We start from the raw sequence: 18,607 nt of genomic DNA on the forward strand, positions 1-18,607 counted from the left end.
AATAATAGCTCAGCGCGATGAATCTGCTGGCTGTTCAACTGTTGCCCCGTAGTGCAATCGGGATTTGCCGTGCAGTGTATCCCGATAAAGGAAACGGAAGAAGAAGGCGTCGCCCGTTCCGCGCAGAAGTCTGGCAAATATCGCGACCAGAACAATGGAGAAAATCAATCGACCGAACAGGACGACATAGATATCCGCGCCAAGAGCCACCACGATCAGCGTATCTTCGATCAGGCTGTGGCACAGCCCCATGAAACTCGACGCGAGAAAGACGTCCCGAGGTTGAATGTGTCCGCGCTGTGATTCACGGATGATGAGACCTCCACCATAGGACAGTCCCAGCACCAGCCCGACCACGGTCAATGGCGCGGCATTCTTCGATATGCCGAGCAAGCGCAACAAGGGTGAAAGAAGCAGGTTGAGGAAGCGTGTCACATCCAGCGCGTCCATTGTTCTCAGCACGGCCACCAGACCGAGCAGGACGATAAATATCCAGACCAGCGTGGAGGCCGTATCGGCGACGAAGCTGCTCCAGCTTGAATCGTAATGGCCCGGCACCCAGCTCGGTGCAGCCGGTTCTGCCAGCCAGCCGGTATGACTGGAAATCAGGTTGATCCCCCATGCGAAAACAAGTCCGCCAACAAGCCGTATCAGCGTCGAGACTATCAGGCGCGGGCCGGCCTTTTGTACGATACGCTGTTCGATGGGAAGAGCATGAGCGAAGAGGAAAAGCGAACCGAGGATCGTCACCTGAGCTGTGGTGAGCGTGTCGACCGGCAAGACGGCGAACATCACCACTGCCCCGCTCCACACGCCAACCAGCAGGTTCATAGCCCAAACAAAACCGGCTTCAGGCGGCAGCCCCACGAACTGCATGACGGGAGCGAAGGCAGGAGAAATGGCTTTGATCAAGCCCATCTCGATTGCCAGCTGCGTCAGCACCATCACCGGCAGCATGATCTTGACGAGCGTCCAGTAGACGCCGATCGCCTCGCGCAGGATAACCATGCCAAATGCCGCCAGTCGCTTTGCCAATCCAGTGGCCATCCCGTCCCCTCCGCTTTTGTCCGGAGCGTGCGACGGATCAGGGTCGATGCTTTCGGCTTTGCGAGCAGAAAATCAGCCCACGCACGCCGATGCAAGCCATATTGCTTATGCTTCACGCGATTTATCGGGATTAGCGAAAGTCCGCGACGATGCCGGTTGCGATAATCAGCAGAACCGTTGCGGCAATGACGGTGTAGACGTAATCACGCTCGCGCAGAAAAAGATACATCGTCAGCGCGACCCGGATGATCGGCAGGAGAATGAATACCGCAATGCCAGCTTTCACGATGTCATAGCCGTTCAGTGCAAGCGACGTCGGTTCAATAGAAGTCATAACGACTCCGACCGCGATCAAGGCAGAAGCGAACCATGTGCCATACCAAAGAAGCGCTGCAATGATTTTGTCCCGTCGTCCGGCGTCTGCGGTAACTTTCATTTTAAGCCTCCAGAGATCTCTATACCGAAAGCGCTCAGAAGCATCTGGACCGCGAGAACAAGGAGAACCACGACAAAGAAGATGCGCAGTTTTTCCGCCGGAAGGCTCATCAGCAGGCGGGCGCCGACCAGCGCACCGATGACCGAACCAAGCGCAATCGGTCCCGTGATCCCGATATCGATGTCACCGCGAACAAAATACGCGCTTGCGCTTGCAGCAGCCGTCACGCCGATCATGAAATTGGAGGTGGCGGACGAGACCTTGATAGGAAGTTTCAAGGCGGTGTCCATCGCCGGGATTTTCAAAACACCCGAGCCTATCCCCAGAAGGGCCGAGACCAGTCCCGCCCCATACATCAGCGCCATGCCCAGCGGAACATGGCCGACGCGATAGTGCACCTCCTGCCCGGATATGTGATCGGGAAAGCTGGAATTCAGTCGCAGGCTTGTTGCGAGGCTCTTCGCATCCGGCATCGTTGCGCCGATTTCGTCGCGCCGCCGTACCAGCATCTGCTTTGCAGAAAGCACCAGAATGGCTGCGAACAAACCATATAGAACCGAAGTCGAAACGATTCCGATCAGAAACACGCCGGTCAGCGCGCCAAGCGTGGTTGCCGTCTCAAGAACGACCGCAAGCCGGACATTGGTCAGCCGTCGCTTCAAAAGCGGAGCCGCGCTGCCGCAAGAACAGGCGATAACCGAAACAATACTCGCCCCGATAGCGACATGAATATCCACGCCGAAAAACAGCGTAAGCGCTGGCACGATGAAGATGCCGCTTGCCATGCCCAGCACGCCACCGAGCGCGCTTGCCCCGAAAGCCGCTATGAACAGCCATAAAGCCAACATTTCACCCCCGGCTATTTTTGGCCGCGCGGTCGCCGGGCCAGGCGAGTGACAAAGCTGATGAGATCACCGCGATAGTGAAGCTTTTCGTAGTCGATTGCCCGATGCCCCTCGGTGTAGGACGTGCGCTCGATCAGGAAGACAGCGCTGCCCGGCTCGACTGCGAGGGCCTCCGCAACATCTGGCGAAGCAGTGACAGCCTCCAGCCGATACTCCGCCTCGACAAGCGGCAGATCATATTTGTCTTCCAGCAGTGTGAAGATCGGCTCGACGTCCAGATCGTGCGTAACAATCTTCTCACCGATTTCACGTGGCAGATATGTTTCATCCAGAGACATGGCGACGCCGTCGGCAAGCCGAACGCGCCGGATCCGCATCACCAGAGCTCCGGACGGCAGAGCGAGCTGGCGCGCAATGTCTGCATCGGCTGGCACTATCTCCGTGTCAAGCAATCGTGCCGTCGGCGCGCGGCCAAGCGCCTGCATGTCTTCGACGAAACCGGTCAGCTCCGTCAATTCCTGCGTGACTTTGGGCTGGGCAACGAAGGTTCCCTTGCCGCGACGAATTTCGACAAGGCCACGCGCGACCAAATTCTCAATGGCCTTGCGAACGGTCGTCCGGCTGACTCCGAAACGTTCGATCAGGCGATCTTCTGGAGGAAGCTGACTGCCAGCAGGCAGAGCACCGGCCGAAATATCGTCCGCCAGCGATGTTTCCACCTTGGCATAGAGCGGAGCATGATCTTCTGCGATTTTCATCTAGAGATAGTGACATCATGATGTCATGATGTCAATGAAACTCACCCGGCTGAGTGAACCTTTTCATTAGTTGTTTGTTAACCACGCTGGAGGACATCGCCATGCAGTTGATTTTTTGGATTGAGTTAACAGCGATCCTGGCCGTCAGCGCTGTTGTCTTCGGCATTACCTGGATCGAGATCCACAGAAAATGACGCGCTTGTTATTTGCCGATCAGATTTGGCTGTGGTCAGGCGTCATTTTTTCAACGGTCGTAGGCCTGTATCTGCTGTGGAGATTGCCCCACTGATTTCAGTGGGCGCTCCCTGTTACCGCGCAGTATGCTTCAGATAATCCCTTTCAGGCGCAGAAGCCCGAAGGCGGCAATAGTACTCGCATCTTTGATATCGCCACGAAGGATCATCTCGACGGCTTCCCCGATAGGAAAGCGGCGGCAGATGAGCCCCTGCTCTTCGGCATCGAGGTTGGGCTTTCCCATTTTCAGCCCTGTAGCGAGAAAGATATGGCACTTGTTAGCCGCAAAGCCGTAGGCTTCGTAAGTCTCTCCGAGATAGACCATTTCCTCAGCGGTCAGCCCGGTTTCCTCTCGCAGTTCTCCGCGAGCCAAAGTGAGCGGATCGACGTTCTCCTGCTCCTGCCAGGCCCCTTGCGGCAGTTCCCAGAAGCGGCGCCCGACGGGATAGCGGAACTGTTCCACTAAATAGACGCCGTCTTCGTCATCCATTGCGAAAATCATTGCGGCATCGTTTTTCTCGACAACGCCATAAATGCTTTCGCTGCCGTCCGGATAAACAATGCGGTCCTCGCGAACCTTCATCCAACGATTTTCGTAGACCCGTCTGGATCCCAGTGTTTTTATTTCCGACATCCAGCCTCCGGTCAAAACCTGCCGCTCTCTTTTACAGGCTAGCGTTAAGGCTTTCCCATCGCAACAGACGGTTGAGTTGACGCGAAAACTGCGCCAAGGTGTCGGCCATGATTGATTGGCCACTCATATTTGCCAGCCTGCTAGCTATCGGCGTGGCAGTGTTTCTGATCTACTGTTTTGCAGTGATGATTTTTGCCAAGCCAGACGGCAAGCCCGTCGAGCCGACGACAATCGACACGGTCGATATGCTCCCCTTCATGAATCATGACGCTGATTGATATCCCGGTCTCAAATGCCAGCTGCCCGCGCATCCCGGAATCTGTCCGAGCGCAGCACTACCACGCGAATTTTCCTTGTTCACTGGATGTTTTGGCATTGAATGCCTCGTTTTCAACGGGGCGACAGTGCTAAAAATCCTCCTAGCAAGAAATAGAATTATTCTTAAAAACAATGCCCGAAACACAACATCACAAGAATGTAATTTAGTACATTTTATAACATCATTATATCATAAATAGACTCCACGATCAGCTCTATATCTTGCCATTGGAGATGCAGACCATGATCCACTCGACATCGAATACAGTCGCCTCAGGCGCACCGGAAGCCGGTGTTCGTGCGTTTGGCAATTCCGGCAGGCTTCAGGAATTGCTTGCCAAAGTCGAAGATGCCAAGCGCAAGGCCAACAACAGCTTGCGACGCGCCCAGTCCGCGCCTGAGCCACATGTAACGACGAATTCCATTTTCGTGTCTCTCTACGAAGAACATCTGCGAGACCGGGAATTGTTGTTTTCATCATTGCGGCAGCTTGATGATATGCGCAAAAATGCGAGTATCTGAGGCGACGCATCCATGAACATGCTTTGCCGTGAAAGAATGACCCAGAATTACGATCAGCCTGAATACGCCGCGCCTTCTGCCGATCTGTCCCGTATGGCTTTGACCGAGGAGCTCGTTTCGCTGAGCCTTCGGCTTGAGGTTGATCGCGGCCCTGATCCGAGCCGGGCACCGATCACCGACAATGAGGTCGATGAACTGGCGGAACAGCTCTTTCACGAAGCAGGAGACAACCCGCTCTGGGTTTTCGCCTATGGCTCCCTGATCTGGAAGCCGGATTTCGAGGCGGTGGACTCGCGCGCCGGAACGGCGAGCGGCTGGCACCGTTCATTCTGCCTTCGGCTGACCCGCTGGCGCGCAACGATGGCCCAGCCGGGCCTTATGCTGGCGCTTCGACCGGGCGGCAGCTGCAAGGGTATTGCTTTCCGGCTGTCCGATGAGGACCGCCTTGGACAATTGCGCCGAATGATCCGGCGCGAAATCAGTTCGATTGACGATGCCTATTCCATCCGCTGGGTTTCGATCGACACCGAGAATGGGCCAGTACGTGCGCTCGTTTTCTGGGCCGGACCGCGTGGAGACAGGCTTTCGGACAACATGCCCCTGACCTCCGTGGCACAATTGCTTGCGCGCGCCTGCGGGCATATGGGCTCCTGCGCCGAATATCTCTATCTCACCGTCAAGCATCTGGAAGAAAAAGGCATCCGCGACCGCAATCTCTGGGAGTTGCAGCGCCTGGTCGCCGAAGAGATCATCAGCATTTATTGCGGGGATATGCCCACGCAGAGCCTGAAACCAGCCTGAACGGAAAGCTGCGCGCTAGTCCTGATAGGCCAGACTATCACTGAAATTGCCGCTGAAATTGCGCCCGGCTTCACGGGCGATATTGGCCACAAGCGTGATCAGGCGCGTCGCTGCGCTTTCGAGATAAATAGCGCTATAGCTCGTCGCCGGGAAAACGGCATTGGTATTCAGCACCTGCAGCTCACCTGTCCGAAGCTCTTTCTGGATCACCACCGGCGGAATGACGGAAATACCGACACCAGCTGAAATCATGTTGATCGTCGTGGTGAGCGAATTGGAATAATGAACGGTCGCGTCTTTCAGGCGCTCTTCCGTGAAATAATTGATGATCTGCTGATAATTATAGGAACCGCTCTCATAGGAAATGAGATTGCAGCCAAGCAGGTCATCGCGTGACAGCATGTCTTCAGCCCCGCCCGGAAACTGATTGCTGCGCGATATCCAGAACATGCCGAAAGTGCATATGTCGACGATGCGCAGGTTGGGCGTAGGCTCGGGCTTGATGGCGAAAACGATGTCGAGTTCCCGCTGCTCCAGCTTCTGCACGATCCCTTTCGATGAGGAGGTCGTGATCGAGATGCGTATCTGCGGGTAGCGCTGGCGGACGATATCGAGAATGCCCGGCAATATGGTCATGGCGAGGCTCGGAACGATGCCAATCTTCAGCGTGCCTTCAAGCCCGTTTTGCGGACTCAGACTTTCCACCAGATCATGATAACGGCGTACGACATCGCGCGCGCCCTCGACAAAGGCTTCGCCTTCCGCCGTCAGATTGACGTCGCGGGCATCGCGGTCGAAGAGCCGGAACCCCAGTTCCTGCTCCATCGCGCCGATACGATTGGATATCGCCGCCGGGGTCATATTGAGGCGAGCCGCCGTCGCCCGGAAATTACGCAGTTCCGACAACCAGATCACCGTTTCCAGAAAACGGATATTCATGGACGGGCATGTCCCTTCCCATTTCAATCACCCGCGCGCCTGCGTTTCTTGAAGTCCCTTATCGCGCTGCGGGCAATCAGATTCGTCCTTTCCTTCTAAGACACTTGCGGGATGAAAATAAGCAAATAGTCATATTCAATCCCACAAATGATCAGGGCCGGCCGAAACCGGCCCGTATCGGATCAGCTTCCCGCGTGGGCGAGAATTTTCTTGGTGGCGCCAGACACGTCACCGAGCTTGAGGCCGGTTTTCACCGAAGCCTCACGCACCTTTCCCTTGTCCTGTATATCGAGCGCGCGCGAGGCAACCGCGTTCACTTCGTCCCGCGGCAGGACCAGAACCCCGCTCTCATCGGCCAGAATGGCATCACCGGGATTGACAACCACACCGCCGCAAGAGACCGGAATGTTGATGCCACCGCCCAGATCATAGAGCCGGGTGGTGATGGGCGAGATACCCCTCGCCCACATCGGAAAATCGGAATCCTCGATTTCCGTCAGGTCCGTGCACGGGCCATCCACGATGCCAGCAACCGCACCCGAGGCCTTCGCAGCGATGGTCACACCGCCGCCCCAGCACGCATAGCGGTCGTCGCCCATCCGATCCACCACCAGAATATCGCCGGGGCGAAGCATTCCGGTTACGTGGTGAAGCAGGGTGGAATCCGGGCCCGGTATGGCGATGGTGACGGCAGTGCCGACCACACGGCGCTTCGGGAGGAGCGGCTGGATGGAACGGTGCATGAAACCGAAGAAGCGCCAGTGTCCGACAGTGGCTGTCTCGACCCCCGACAGAAGCTGGAGGTCACCGGCAGCAACCTGCTCCGGCATGGGATTGATCGTATACATATGACGCCTCCTATGCGCAGGCTTGCAACTGCTTGCCGATACGGCGATGGCTGACCATGGGGATGAGCGAACGCACACGTTCGATCTGCGCGCGCTCGATGCGCGCCGTCACGAAGCCGACACCGTCTGACGCGCGCGCCACAACGTGGCCCCACGGATCGCAGACGAGCGAGTGACCATAGGTATGACGCCGTTCGCCATTCGAAACCGTGCTGCCGGTCTGGCCGCAGGCGGCAAAATAGGTCTGGGTTTCGATGGCACGGGCACGCGCCAGCACTTCCCAGTGGTCCTTGCCGGTTTGCAGCGTGAATGCGGCGGGAAGCACGATGACATCGGCACCGGCCTTTTCCAGCTCCAGATAAAGTTCGGCAAAGCGGATGTCGTAGCAGATCGCGCAGCCGACCTTGAACCCGTCGAGGTCATAGACGACGACATTCTCGCCCGGCTTGACGGTTGCGGATTCCTTATATGCCGTCCCATCCGGCCCGACGATGTCGAACATATGGATCTTGCGATAATGCGCAATCTCCTTGCCTTCGCGATTAAAGACGAAGGTGGAATTGTAGATGCGCTTTTCGTTTGGAACCTTTTCCATCAAGGTTCCGGCATGGACGAAGACCTTGTGCTCGCGAGCAAAGTCCTGCGCCATCTTGTAGGCAGGGCCACCGGGAACGCTCTCGGCTGCCGCAAGTTTTTCTTCCGGAGTACCACCGTAATATTCGAAATACTCGGGCAGCACGATCAGGTCCGGAGAATCCGTGCGCACGGCATCTTCCATCAATCCCCGCGTAATACGCAGGTTGTCTGCCTTGTCGGTCTGCGGGCTCGTTTGGATCAGGCTAATCTTCATTTCTTCCTCCAGCGAATGAGTGGGTATTCAGTTCAGTCAGGCAACCAGGGCTTCGTTTTTCAGCATGTTCACAGTCGAAACCATGCCCTGGCGAAGCGTCATGTTCTGGGTAGCGACGACCAACATCGCGGCGCCCTCTTCCTGTGCGAAGCGCCGTTCGGCTTCAGTCCAGGCGGGCATGATCCATGGCTTCCCGGCAGCGCGTGCAGCCGTCGCACAGCGGCGCAGATCGGCCTTGTCGTCATCATTGAAAGCGTAGGCTCCCCGACCACGCGCAAGCGCCAGATCCGAAGGGCCGGGAAACAAGCCGTCAACCGTATCAAGCGCGATAATCTTCTCGACGTCGGCAAGACTTTCCGCCGTCTCGATCATGGCGAAGCATTTGGTGCGCCTGTTCTCTTTTTCGAAGGCATCGGTCGCCGGGCGGGCATAGCCGAAAATGCGGCCACCCGTATAAGAACGCGTGCCGACCAGCGGATATTTTGCAGCCTTCGTAACCTGATGCGCATGTTCTACACCGAGGATATGCGGAACGATGACGCCATCCGATCCGAAGTCCAGCGCCTGCTGAATGGCTTCTGGCGTCGGTGCCAGCACCTTCGTCAGGGTGGAGAGACCTTGCGCCTTGGTGAAAGCCAGAAACTGGTCCAGCGTCGACAGGTCGAAGGTTCCGTGTTCGAGTTCCAGCACGAAGGATGAGAAGCCGCAGGTCCGGGCAATTTCGAGATAGCTGAAATGCGGTTGCGACATCCAGAGGGCGATATTTTCCATGCTTGCAGTCACTTTCAGTTGGGAGGTTATTTGCCGATTGTGCGTGACAATCCGAGTGTGCGTTCGATGACGAAGATGATGAGCAGCGTGGCCGCGATCAGCACGACCGAGATGGAAGCGGTCATCGGGTCGGTGCGGCTTTCGACATAGTTGAAGATTTCCACCGGCAGCGTCGTCATGCGCGGTCCGGTGATGAAGAGCGAGATCACCACCTCATCGAAGGACAGAAGGAAGGACAGTGCGGCACTTGCCACCAGACCCGGCATCATCAACGGCAGGGTGATGCGACGAAACACGGTGAACGGTGACGCACCCAGCATCGTGGCCGCCTCTTCAACCGATGGCGGCAGTGTCGAGAACGCCGTTATCATGATGCGGATGACGTAAGGGGTCGTCACGATCAGATGGGCGATCACCAGACCGGTGAACGTGCCGAGCAGTTCCAGCCGCACGAAGACCAGCAGAATGGCGAGGCCAAGCACGATGGAAGGCAGAAGCAGCGGCGCGGTAAAGAAGTTCAGCACCGCTTCGCGTCCACGGAACTGATAACGGCGGATGGCATAGGCCGCCGGGATACCTGCCAGAAGCGACAGGACGGTGACGACCGATGCAATGCCGAGGCTGATCCAGAACGCCTGAATGAGCGTTTCATGATGCAGCATTTCCGCATACCACCGCACACCCCAGCTCTGCGGCGGAAAGGTGAGATAGTTGTCGTTGCTGAACGATAGCGGCACGACGACCAGAATTGGGGCCAGCAGGAACAGATAGAGCAGGCCGACCAGTAGGCGGAATGGCAATGAAGTTGAACCAATCATCTCGTTTCTCCTTTGCCAATCAGTCGATGCGACGTGCGATGCGGGAATAGACCATCAAAGCGAGACCGAAAATGATCAGGACAATGACGGAGGTTGCGGCGGCTCGCGGCCATTCAAGCTGGATCACAGCCTGGTCGTAGATTTCCGTCGCCAGCAGGAACACGCGCCCGCCACCAAGCAATTTCGGTGTGATGAAGGAGCTGATTGCCAGCACGAAGCAAAGCAGGCAGCCAAGTGCGATGCCCGGCAAGGTGAGTGGCAGGATGATCCGGCGAAACCGCGTGAAGGCATTGGCGCCGAGGGATGCCGCAGCCTCCTCAAGCGAGGCATTCAGGCGCCCGAAACCGGCAATCAACGACAGCGCCATATAGGGGATCAGGATTTCCACCATCCCGATGAATACGCCGAGCGTATTGTTGACGAGCCTGATGGGGGAGGAAATGATGCCGAGGTTCATCAAGGCTCCATTGACAAGTCCCTGATCGCCGAGAAGCACCATCCAGCCATAGGTGCGCACCACGCTGCTGACGAGCAGCGGCGAGACCGTCACCACGAAAAGGAAGTTGCGCCAGACCGGCGAAACACGGTGCAGGAAAAGCGCAATCGGATAGGCACAGATAAGCGTTGCCAGCGTGATGAACGCGCTCAGCCAGAGCGAGTTGAACACCAGACCCCAATTGAAACTGTCGGTGAAGAAATTGATATAATTCTCGAACGTATAGCGGTCTGTCAGGACACCGCCGCTCTCGCTCTGCAGGAAGGATATCTGCGCCAGGTGGGCAACCGGCGCAATGAAGGCAATGAGATTGATCAAGGCCATCGGCAGAAGAAGCGCAACGGCGACGAGGCTGTAGCGTCTGCGCCTTGATGACTTTGCCGGGATGATGTCGGTCGATGTGATCGCTGTCATGACATCAGCTCCCGAAAACCAGCATGTCTTCCGGCTTCCATTCGCACAGCAGCCGGTCGCCGGTATGGAATGCATGTCCTGCACTGGCGGTTGGCACTTCTACTTTCAGGCAGGCGCCCTCAATCTCGATGTCATATTGAACGATGTCACCGATATAGGTCGTGCGCTCGACCACGCCGTGGGCGCTGTTGGTTACGACACTGACAAGATTGCGATCGCGGTTGGGTGTGAGATTGATGCGATGCGGACGAATGGCGATCTGCCCTGACCCGCGTGACTTTCCATGCGTGTTGCAGCGATAGGTGCCGCTGCCCAGACGGCAGACATTTTCGTCAACGATCTCGCAATTGTGGACATTGGCGCGTCCGACAAATTTGGCCACAAACAGGGAGGATGGCTTCTCATAGATTTCTTCCGGCGAGCCGAGCTGTGCCAGCTTGCCGCTATCCATCACGCCGACGACGTCGCACATTGTCAGTGCTTCGACCTGATCATGCGTGACGAAAACCGTCGTGATGTCGAGGCGCTTCTGAATCTCGCGGATTTCGATCCGCATGTCGTCGCGCAACTTCGCATCCAGATTGGACAGGGGCTCATCCAGCAGAAGAATGCGCGGACGGATGACCAGCGCACGCGCCAGCGCCACGCGCTGCTGCTGACCACCGGACATCTCCTTGGGCTTGCGCGAACCGTAGCCGGGAAGCCGCACCATTTCGAGTGCTTCCTCAACGCGCTTCTTTGCTTCGGCCTTGCCGACCTTACGCATATCGAGACCGAAAGCGACATTTTCGGCCACGGTCATGTGTGGGAACAGGGCGTAGTTCTGGAAAACCAGACCGATATCGCGCTGATGGGGCGGCCTGTGCGAAATATCGTTGCCATCAATCAGGATGTTGCCGTCCGAGATCGAGGCGAGACCTGCAATCATGCGCAAAGTCGTCGTCTTGCCGCAACCGGATGGACCGAGGAGGCCAAGCAGTTTTCCGCGCGGCAGATCGAGATGAAGATCGTCCACTGCCCGGTAGTTGTTACCGTAAAGCTTGGTGAGGGCCTTCAACTGTAGAAATGAGCTTTCTGCTACCATATCGAAACCTGTGAGGGGTCGTTGCCGCCCCGGAGAAACGGGGCGGAAGCGTGAATTTCAGGGTGAGGTAGAGTTTTAACGACCAGCCGGAATGATCTGGCGACGCCAGGGATTGAGCAGCTTGTCGCGCATATCGCCAATGGTCATCCAGTTGACCGGAATGAGCTTTTCGCGTTGAGCCGCATCCATGTACGGAATGCGCTTCTTCGTTTCGTCGTTCACGTCCGCTTTCATGTTCGATGGCGCATAGAACATGATCTCGGCGAACCGGGCCTGCGTCTCGGGGCTTATCGCATAGTCGATGAATGTCTTGGTTGCATCCATGTTCTTGCCGTTGGCAATCGCACTGATGACATTCACTTGCGCAGCCGTGCCTTCCTTCGGGCCTACCGACTGAAGCTTTCCGCCGGTCTGGTCAAAGTAGAACTGGGCGCGGGCATTATAGCCGATGGACAAGGTTGCGGTGCCGTTTGCAACCAGCGTATAGGCATCGGGCTTCGGTTCCCACGTCTGCACGGCAGGCGCCAGCTCCACCAGCTTGTCGACGCCCGGCTTCACAGTCTTCGTATAGTCGTCTTCACCAGCGAGACGGTTCGCGATGATCGTAAGCAGGATGGCTTGAATATCGCCGCCGCCCTGTGCCGGAATGATAACCTTGCCGCTTTGCTGCTTGTCCCAGAGCGCTTCCCAGCTATCCGGTGCACCTTGCGCAAATGCATCGTTGTTATAAAGAAGCGAAAGCGTGTCATATGTGATCGGAATTGCAGCGCCTGCGAGTTCCTTGCCGAGGTCGGCGACATCCGCATAATTTTTGAGCGATGCCGGATCGAGCTTCTCGACCAGCCCTTCCTCATCGGCGATCTTGGCGACCGAAAGGTCATAGATGACCGCATCCGTCTGGGGAGAGGACTTCTGGGCGCGCATGTTGCCGAGCGATGTCGCTGCATTCTGCACACCGTAATAGGTGACCTTGATGTCGGGATGTTCCTTCTGGAATGGTTCGATGACGGCCTTGACGTAATTATCCTGGAATGCACCGCGATAACCCATCACCGTGATTTCAGCAGCATTGGCTGCGAAAACAGTCATTGCCGAAACACTCAACGCTAAACTTGCCAGAAAAGCCGATTTTCTGTTGATCGAACGTGCCATCAGTCACTCCCCTTTTGTTTGAAGGTAAGGTGAAGAATGGTGGCCGGAGCGTCCAACGACTTATTCTGTCCGCCTGTTCGATTTTGCTTTATGCCTTTGAATTTCAGGGGGTTCTGGGCTTGAATGACAGGTGTCAAGACAGGGATGACGCACCCGGTATTTCAGGCGTGATGAAATTCTAATCTGTTGCCTGTTTTTTGAGCAGACATTCTCCGCTTTCCGTTGTGTAAATTTTGCCCGCTTTATCGCTTGCGCCTGTGTCACCGTGGAAATGCGTCAAATTTGAAACTGGCACGGTCCTTGCTTCTATTAAATCGAACACCGAGCCGCGCGACACCGCATGACTTGTGGTGATCGATCAACCGAGGATGACAGAGAGACTAGCGATGACCAAGTACAAGCTCGAATACATTTGGCTCGATGGATGCACCCCTGCTGCCGGACTGCGCGGCAAGACGCAGATCAAGGAATTCGACGCTTTTCCGACACTTGAGCAACTGCCGCTCTGGGGTTTCGACGGCTCGTCGACGATGCAGGCCGAAGGCCGCAGCTCCGATTGCGTCTTGAAGCCGGTCGCGATCTATCCTGATCCCGCACGCAAGAACGGCGTTCTCGTGATGTGTGAAGTCATGATGCCGGATGGCATCACGCCGCATCCATCCAACAGCCGCGCAACCGTCCTTGAAGACGATGATGCATGGTTCGGTTTCGAGCAGGAATACTTCTTCTACAAGGATGGCCGTCCGCTCGGCTTCCCGGAACAGGGCTTCCCTGCCCCGCAGGGTCCATATTACACCGGCGTCGGCTACAAGAATGTCGGCTCCATCGCCCGCAAGATCGTTGAGGAACATCTCGATCTCTGCCTCGATGCCGGTATCAATCACGAAGGCATCAATGCTGAAGTGGCCAAGGGCCAGTGGGAATTCCAGATTTTCGGCAAGGGCTCCAAGAACGCCGCCGACCAGATCTGGATGGCCCGTTATCTCCTGCTTCGCCTCTGCGAACAGTACGAAATCGATATCGAATTCCATTGCAAGCCGCTCGGCGATACCGATTGGAACGGCTCGGGCATGCACTGCAACTTCTCGACCAAGTATATGCGTGAAGTGGGCGGCAAGGACTATTTCGAAGCGCTCATGGCTCAGTTCGACAAGAACCTGCAGGACCATATCGACGTTTACGGCCCGGACAACCACATGCGCCTGACCGGCAAGCATGAAACCGCACCATGGAACAAGTTCTCCTATGGCGTTGCCGACCGTGGCGCTTCGATCCGCGTTCCACACGCATTCGTCAGAGATGGATATCGCGGTTATCTGGAAGATCGCCGCCCGAACTCGCAGGGCTGCCCATACCAGATCGCTTCGCAGGTTCTGAAGACGATTTCTGAAGTCCCAACCTCGGAAGACGAAGCACTGGCTGCTTAATTTCTAGCCAAACGGCCTGCTTGAGGATTTCAGCAGGCCGTTTTGCTTCATTCTCGCGAAACTGCAGACAACAAAAAAGGCCGGGGCGAAAACGCACCGACCTTCCTGATCATCGCTTTCCTACCAGTGCCAGTACATCCGTGGTCAAAAGCATCAAGCGATGAAGGCTATTGCGAGCGACAGACGCGTTCCAGCGCTCTTAAGCAATGCCTATGACAGCCATATAGGTGCACATCTTGTTCAAAACAAGGTCGTGCAACAATTTCTATAAATTAGTTTGACGCTTTAACCTGACGTCGTGCCAGCAGATACACGACGACAATTCCGGCACCGATCGCATAGGCCAGAACGTCCAGCCAATCCGGCGTCGCTCCGAGAATAATACGCAGGGCCGGGTTTCCGATCACGATATCGAACTGCTTTGCAAGATACTGACCGTATTCCACCGCCACCCCGGTCAGAAACGCGATCAAGGCCAGCAGCAGGCGGTTTCCGTCAATAAAGGTTCTGAGCACCGCATAGACAAAGATGACGGCGATCACATCCCCGATGAAGCTTCTGATCCAGCCCAATCCTGCCCCCATTGTCGCGAGCAGAGCAAGTAGCGCCAGAAGCATCAGCGTGAAACACAATGCCGATCGCGAAAATTTAAACTGCACGGGATTTTCCTGCCAGGATATAGATCAAAGCCTAATCCAGCTTTTTCCCGTTCCACGCAAGACCGACGCACCGGAATATTAGTGGACTACTTGTTACTGCGATGGCACAAAGCGCCATCGCAGTCCCTTTTCATCGCTGTTCCTATAAAGCCTCACGCCACGTTCAGAACGCTTTCGGGCGCGAAAGCTTCATAACCGAGCGCCTCAGCAACAGGTTTGTTGGTGATGCGCCCCTTGTGAACGTTCAAGCCATTGCGCAGGTGCTTGTCCTCGGCAATTGCCCTCAGGCCACGATCGGCAAGCGCCAGACCGTAATGAAGGGTGGCATTGTTGAGGGCGTGCGCCGAGGTCACCGGAACAGCACCCGGCATATTGGCCACGCAGTAATGGACGATTCCGTCCACTTCGTAAGTGGGATCGGAATGTGTCGTTGCATGGGATGTCTCGAAACAGCCACCCTGATCGATAGCCACATCGACGATAACTGCCCCCTTCTTCATGCCCGAGAGCATTTCGTGGGTGACGAGTTTCGGCGCTGCGGCACCGGGGATCAGCACGGCGCCGATGACGAGATCGGCAGAGAAGACTTCATCTTCAAGCGCCTGAATGCTGGAATAGCGGGTATGAACGCGACCGCTAAATATATCGTCGAGCTGGCGCAGACGCGGCAGCGAGCGATCCAGAATGGACACGTCGGCGCCAAGTCCCACTGCCATTCTGGCCGCATGAAACCCGACGACGCCACCGCCGATGATCGTGACTTTTGCCGGTAGCACGCCGGGCACGCCACCCAGCAGAATACCGAGGCCGCCATTGGCTTTCTGGAGCGCCGTCGCACCGGCCTGTATCGACAGACGGCCCGCCACTTCCGACATCGGGGCGAGCAGCGGCAATCCACCGCGATCATCCGTTACGGTTTCATAGGCAATTGCCGTCACGCCGGAGGCGAGCAGGCCCTTGGTCTGTTCCGGGTCGGGGGCGAGATGGAGATAGGTGTAGAGAAGCTGGCCTTCGCGAAGCTGCGCCCATTCGGAGGGCTGTGGCTCCTTGACCTTCACGATCATGTCGCACTTCTCAAAAATGTCTTTTGCAGAAGCGGCAATTTTCGCACCAGCGGCGATGTAGCTGGCATCATCGGCACCGATACCGGCACCTGCCTTTGTTTCAATCCAGACTTCGTGGCCATGGGCCACATATTCACGAACCGCGGCGGGGGTCAGTCCGACACGATATTCATGGTTCTTGATTTCCTTCGGGCAGCCGACACGCATAAGCGTTCCTCTCATTTTTTGCCCACTTGCCGTGGGTCGTTGTCGATCCGAAAATGAGAACATCTGCGGCTTGCAATGTCCTTGCAAAGAAGATTTGCCTGCGCAGGTTTTTTAGTGAATTATTGTGCAGATGACCCTCTTTTTCGAAGGTTCTTCGAATGAGCAATCTTGATCCTATCGATCTTGCAATTCTCAGGACATTGCAGGCCAATGCGCGCATCACCAATGCAGAACTTGCGGAGAAGGTTGGATTGTCGCCTTCAGCCTGTTCGCGTCGCCTCGACATTCTGGAAAAAAGCGATGTAATCGCCGGTTATCATGCCCGCCTGTCCCAGAAGGCGCTCGAATACCGGATGATTGCAATTGTCCATATCTCACTCTCCGGACAGTTCGCCAAGACGCTGGCCGAATTCGAGGCTGCAGTGAAGCGTTGTCCCAACGTACTTGTCTGTTATCTGATGTCGGGGGAATATGATTATATTCTGCGCGTTGCGGCGCGTGATCTTGAGGATTACGAGCGCATCCATCGCGACTGGCTCTCGGCTCTTCCGCATGTCGTGAAGATCAATTCCAGTTTTGCGCTGCGTGAGGTGATCGACCGGCCGAATGTCGGTCTCTGACTGTTTATTTTGACGCGCATCTTACCCGAAAACCGTTTCACACTTTTCAGGATGCGCTCTAGATTAAAGCTTTCGAGTCCCTGATCGTTGGATCCATGTTGCAGTTCACCAGAAGAGTTTTGCAAGAGGCCGGTTGGGGCTTGCCAGCCTCAGTGGTCCTGCATCTGGTGCTGGCAACTCTGTTTCTGGTTCGCCTTCCGGCACTCCCTTCGCCGGCTTCGGAACAAAGCGTCAATGTGGAGCTGGTTCAACCACCGCCCCCTGAAAAGAAGCCTCAGCAGCAAACACCAAAGACGCCGGAACAGGCCGCCCCTCCACCGCAGCCACAGGCATTCGAATCTGCCTCGGCGAAGCAAGACGTGAAGTCACCGCCGGAGCAGGACCTGCCGCCCGTAGCGCCTGAAGAAATACAGAAGCCGGACGAACCCTCCGAGACTGCAGCCACAACGGATGCTGACAAGGCGGAAGAAAAACCTTCTGTGACGGAGGGCCAGCCTTCCGAACAGCTTCTTCAAGCGGAGAAACCATCTGAATCCGGTCAGGCCGCCGCGGAAAAAACTCAAACAGCACCGAAGCAAAAAGCCGATGCTCCCAAACCGGCGACGCCTGCCAAGAAACTGACGCGAGCGCGTGAAATCTATTCGAAGGACGCCATGTCCGATCCTCGTGTGAAACAGGCGCTGGGAAAGCTCGCGCCGAAGGACCGGATCATCCAGATTTGCGGCATCGAAGCGCTTGAACAGGTGCGCCGCCATAAAGCCGGTGCTTTTCCGGATATGCTTGCGCGTGAAGGCGGCTCCGTTTCGACAACCGGCCTGACCGTCAGCGACGGCGCCTTTCGCAGCCAGCGCAAGTGGTATGCTATCGACTTCACATGCAAGGTCGATGCGGAAACAATGGTGATTGGCTCTTTCAGCTACAATATCGGCAGGGCAATTCCGGAAAGAGAATGGGCCAGACGACAGCTTCCAAGGGACTGATAGCAGCCATGAAAATGTCGTCCCGCCGATGTATCACCATTCGTCAATGCAAACTGAACAGCATAACTGAAATTCAAGGAGACTGGCATGACTGTGCATTTCGCCCCGCAACTGACTGTGTGTGGAATTCAGGAACTGCCCGATCAGCGGACGCGCAAAGTCACCCATGTTCTTTCGCTGGTTGATCCGGACCTTCCGGAACTGGATGCGTTTCAGACTTTCGAGCAGCACCATCGTGTAACGCTGCGTTTTCACGACATCATCAACGTAGCCGACAACCACACAATGCCAACGCCCGACCATGTGAATGCGATCCTGCAGTTCGGCTCGGAATTCCAGGCGGCACAGAGCCCGCAAGCGCCGAGCCATCTGCTGGTCCATTGCCATATGGGCGTGTCGCGCTCGACGGCGGCAATGGTTTCGCTTATGGCACAGGCCAATCCGGACGAGACGGCAGAAAGCCTTTTCACCCGCCTTGTCGCCATTCGCCCGCAGGCATGGCCGAACTCCCAGATGATCGGCTTTGCCGACGAGCAGCTTGGACGCAGAGGCGAACTGACCGCCGCATTGCGCAGACATTACGGACGCCAGATTGAACGCACCCCCCAGTTTACCGAATTGATGCAGAGGCTGGGACGTCATGCCGAGCTTCAGATGGCGCTGCGGGACTAGCTCCCCGCCCC

Annotated in this window: 22 protein-coding genes; 7 read left to right on the forward strand and 15 right to left on the reverse strand. The window is 56.4% G+C overall.

Annotation, left to right across the window (positions count from 1 at the left end; all coding sequences use genetic code 11):
• Nucleotides 1-9: 9 nt before the first annotated feature.
• From OANT_RS21355 to OANT_RS21375, 5 genes are all read right to left on the reverse strand, one after another.
• Nucleotides 10-1,047 carry a hypothetical protein gene (locus OANT_RS21355; RefSeq protein ID WP_012093463.1) on the reverse strand — a complete coding sequence of 346 codons (1,038 nt, stop codon included), beginning with the start codon at nt 1,045-1,047 and terminating at the stop codon, nt 10-12.
• A 130-nt stretch (nt 1,048-1,177) separates the two neighbouring features.
• The gene (locus OANT_RS21360; protein ID WP_012093464.1) at nt 1,178-1,483 is read right to left on the reverse strand and encodes a DUF1634 domain-containing protein; all 306 of its coding nucleotides are present in this window, start codon (nt 1,481-1,483) and stop codon (nt 1,178-1,180) included.
• On the reverse strand, nt 1,480-2,331 hold the full coding sequence (locus tag OANT_RS21365) for a sulfite exporter TauE/SafE family protein (protein ID WP_012093465.1): 852 nt from the start codon (nt 2,329-2,331) through the stop codon (nt 1,480-1,482). The genes OANT_RS21360 and OANT_RS21365 overlap by 4 nt, the downstream gene beginning before the upstream one ends.
• Nucleotides 2,332-2,342: 11 nt before the next feature.
• Complete coding sequence (locus tag OANT_RS21370; RefSeq protein WP_012093466.1) at nt 2,343-3,086, reverse strand: GntR family transcriptional regulator; 744 nt, start codon at nt 3,084-3,086, stop codon at nt 2,343-2,345.
• Nucleotides 3,087-3,411: 325 nt separating this feature from the next.
• The gene (locus tag OANT_RS21375) at nt 3,412-4,077 is read right to left on the reverse strand and encodes an NUDIX domain-containing protein (RefSeq protein WP_235824338.1); all 666 of its coding nucleotides are present in this window, start codon (nt 4,075-4,077) and stop codon (nt 3,412-3,414) included.
• On the opposite strand from OANT_RS21375, the gene OANT_RS26785 reads away from it, so the two are divergent.
• The 3 genes from OANT_RS26785 to OANT_RS21385 all read left to right on the forward strand — a co-directional run bounded on the left by OANT_RS26785 (nt 4,062) and on the right by OANT_RS21385 (nt 5,595).
• Nucleotides 4,062-4,232: a hypothetical protein gene (locus tag OANT_RS26785; RefSeq protein WP_155243286.1), complete on the forward strand. Its 171-nt coding sequence runs from the start codon at nt 4,062-4,064 to the stop codon at nt 4,230-4,232. The genes OANT_RS21375 and OANT_RS26785 overlap by 16 nt on opposite strands.
• 283 nt (nt 4,233-4,515) lie before the next feature.
• Nucleotides 4,516-4,794 (forward strand): hypothetical protein, encoded by a 279-nt coding sequence (locus tag OANT_RS21380; RefSeq protein WP_010659332.1) that lies wholly within the window; start codon nt 4,516-4,518, stop codon nt 4,792-4,794.
• Nucleotides 4,795-4,830: 36 nt separating this feature from the next.
• On the forward strand, nt 4,831-5,595 hold the full coding sequence (locus OANT_RS21385) for a gamma-glutamylcyclotransferase (RefSeq protein ID WP_235823046.1): 765 nt from the start codon (nt 4,831-4,833) through the stop codon (nt 5,593-5,595).
• 15 nt (nt 5,596-5,610) lie between these two features.
• Here OANT_RS21385 and OANT_RS21390 read toward each other — a convergent pair whose 3' ends face one another.
• The 8 genes from OANT_RS21390 to OANT_RS21425 all read right to left on the reverse strand — a co-directional run bounded on the left by OANT_RS21390 (nt 5,611) and on the right by OANT_RS21425 (nt 12,967).
• On the reverse strand, nt 5,611-6,534 hold the full coding sequence (locus tag OANT_RS21390) for a LysR family transcriptional regulator (RefSeq protein WP_010659334.1): 924 nt from the start codon (nt 6,532-6,534) through the stop codon (nt 5,611-5,613).
• 182 nt (nt 6,535-6,716) lie between these two features.
• Complete coding sequence (locus OANT_RS21395; RefSeq protein ID WP_010659335.1) at nt 6,717-7,382, reverse strand: RraA family protein; 666 nt, start codon at nt 7,380-7,382, stop codon at nt 6,717-6,719.
• Between the two features lie 10 nt (nt 7,383-7,392).
• Nucleotides 7,393-8,232 carry a carbon-nitrogen hydrolase family protein gene (locus tag OANT_RS21400; protein ID WP_010659336.1) on the reverse strand — a complete coding sequence of 280 codons (840 nt, stop codon included), beginning with the start codon at nt 8,230-8,232 and terminating at the stop codon, nt 7,393-7,395.
• 36 nt (nt 8,233-8,268) lie between these two features.
• Nucleotides 8,269-9,003: an HpcH/HpaI aldolase family protein gene (locus OANT_RS21405; protein WP_012093470.1), complete on the reverse strand. Its 735-nt coding sequence runs from the start codon at nt 9,001-9,003 to the stop codon at nt 8,269-8,271.
• Nucleotides 9,004-9,029: 26 nt separating this feature from the next.
• Nucleotides 9,030-9,821, reverse strand: coding sequence for an ABC transporter permease (locus OANT_RS21410; protein WP_012093471.1), 792 nt, complete (start codon nt 9,819-9,821; stop codon nt 9,030-9,032).
• A 19-nt stretch (nt 9,822-9,840) separates the two neighbouring features.
• On the reverse strand, nt 9,841-10,731 hold the full coding sequence (locus OANT_RS21415; RefSeq protein ID WP_010659338.1) for an ABC transporter permease: 891 nt from the start codon (nt 10,729-10,731) through the stop codon (nt 9,841-9,843).
• 4 nt (nt 10,732-10,735) lie between these two features.
• Nucleotides 10,736-11,815: an ABC transporter ATP-binding protein gene (locus OANT_RS21420; RefSeq protein ID WP_012093472.1), complete on the reverse strand. Its 1,080-nt coding sequence runs from the start codon at nt 11,813-11,815 to the stop codon at nt 10,736-10,738.
• Nucleotides 11,816-11,890: 75 nt separating this feature from the next.
• Nucleotides 11,891-12,967, reverse strand: a complete 1,077-nt coding sequence (locus OANT_RS21425; protein WP_012093473.1) for an extracellular solute-binding protein — start codon at nt 12,965-12,967, stop codon at nt 11,891-11,893.
• A 386-nt stretch (nt 12,968-13,353) separates the two neighbouring features.
• Between OANT_RS21425 and OANT_RS21430 the strand changes: the two genes are divergently transcribed.
• The gene (locus OANT_RS21430) at nt 13,354-14,394 is read left to right on the forward strand and encodes a glutamine synthetase beta-grasp domain-containing protein (protein WP_010659341.1); all 1,041 of its coding nucleotides are present in this window, start codon (nt 13,354-13,356) and stop codon (nt 14,392-14,394) included.
• Between the two features lie 272 nt (nt 14,395-14,666).
• Here OANT_RS21430 and OANT_RS21435 read toward each other — a convergent pair whose 3' ends face one another.
• Entirely contained in the window at nt 14,667-15,053 is a 387-nt protein-coding gene (locus tag OANT_RS21435) for a ribosomal maturation YjgA family protein (protein WP_012093475.1), read from the reverse strand.
• A 152-nt stretch (nt 15,054-15,205) separates the two neighbouring features.
• Nucleotides 15,206-16,324: an alanine dehydrogenase gene (ald, locus tag OANT_RS21440; protein WP_012093476.1), complete on the reverse strand. Its 1,119-nt coding sequence runs from the start codon at nt 16,322-16,324 to the stop codon at nt 15,206-15,208.
• A gap of 158 nt (nt 16,325-16,482) precedes the next feature.
• On the opposite strand from ald, the gene OANT_RS21445 reads away from it, so the two are divergent.
• The 3 genes from OANT_RS21445 to OANT_RS21455 all read left to right on the forward strand — a co-directional run bounded on the left by OANT_RS21445 (nt 16,483) and on the right by OANT_RS21455 (nt 18,596).
• On the forward strand, nt 16,483-16,944 hold the full coding sequence (locus tag OANT_RS21445; RefSeq protein ID WP_010659344.1) for an Lrp/AsnC family transcriptional regulator: 462 nt from the start codon (nt 16,483-16,485) through the stop codon (nt 16,942-16,944).
• A 140-nt stretch (nt 16,945-17,084) separates the two neighbouring features.
• Nucleotides 17,085-17,924 (forward strand): DUF930 domain-containing protein, encoded by an 840-nt coding sequence (locus OANT_RS21450; protein ID WP_235823036.1) that lies wholly within the window; start codon nt 17,085-17,087, stop codon nt 17,922-17,924.
• Between the two features lie 87 nt (nt 17,925-18,011).
• On the forward strand, nt 18,012-18,596 hold the full coding sequence (locus OANT_RS21455; RefSeq protein WP_012093478.1) for a tyrosine phosphatase family protein: 585 nt from the start codon (nt 18,012-18,014) through the stop codon (nt 18,594-18,596).
• Nucleotides 18,597-18,607 lie beyond the last annotated feature (11 nt).

Origin of the sequence: Brucella anthropi ATCC 49188 (assembly GCF_000017405.1) — a bacterium.
GTDB lineage: Bacteria > Pseudomonadota > Alphaproteobacteria > Rhizobiales > Rhizobiaceae > Brucella > Brucella anthropi.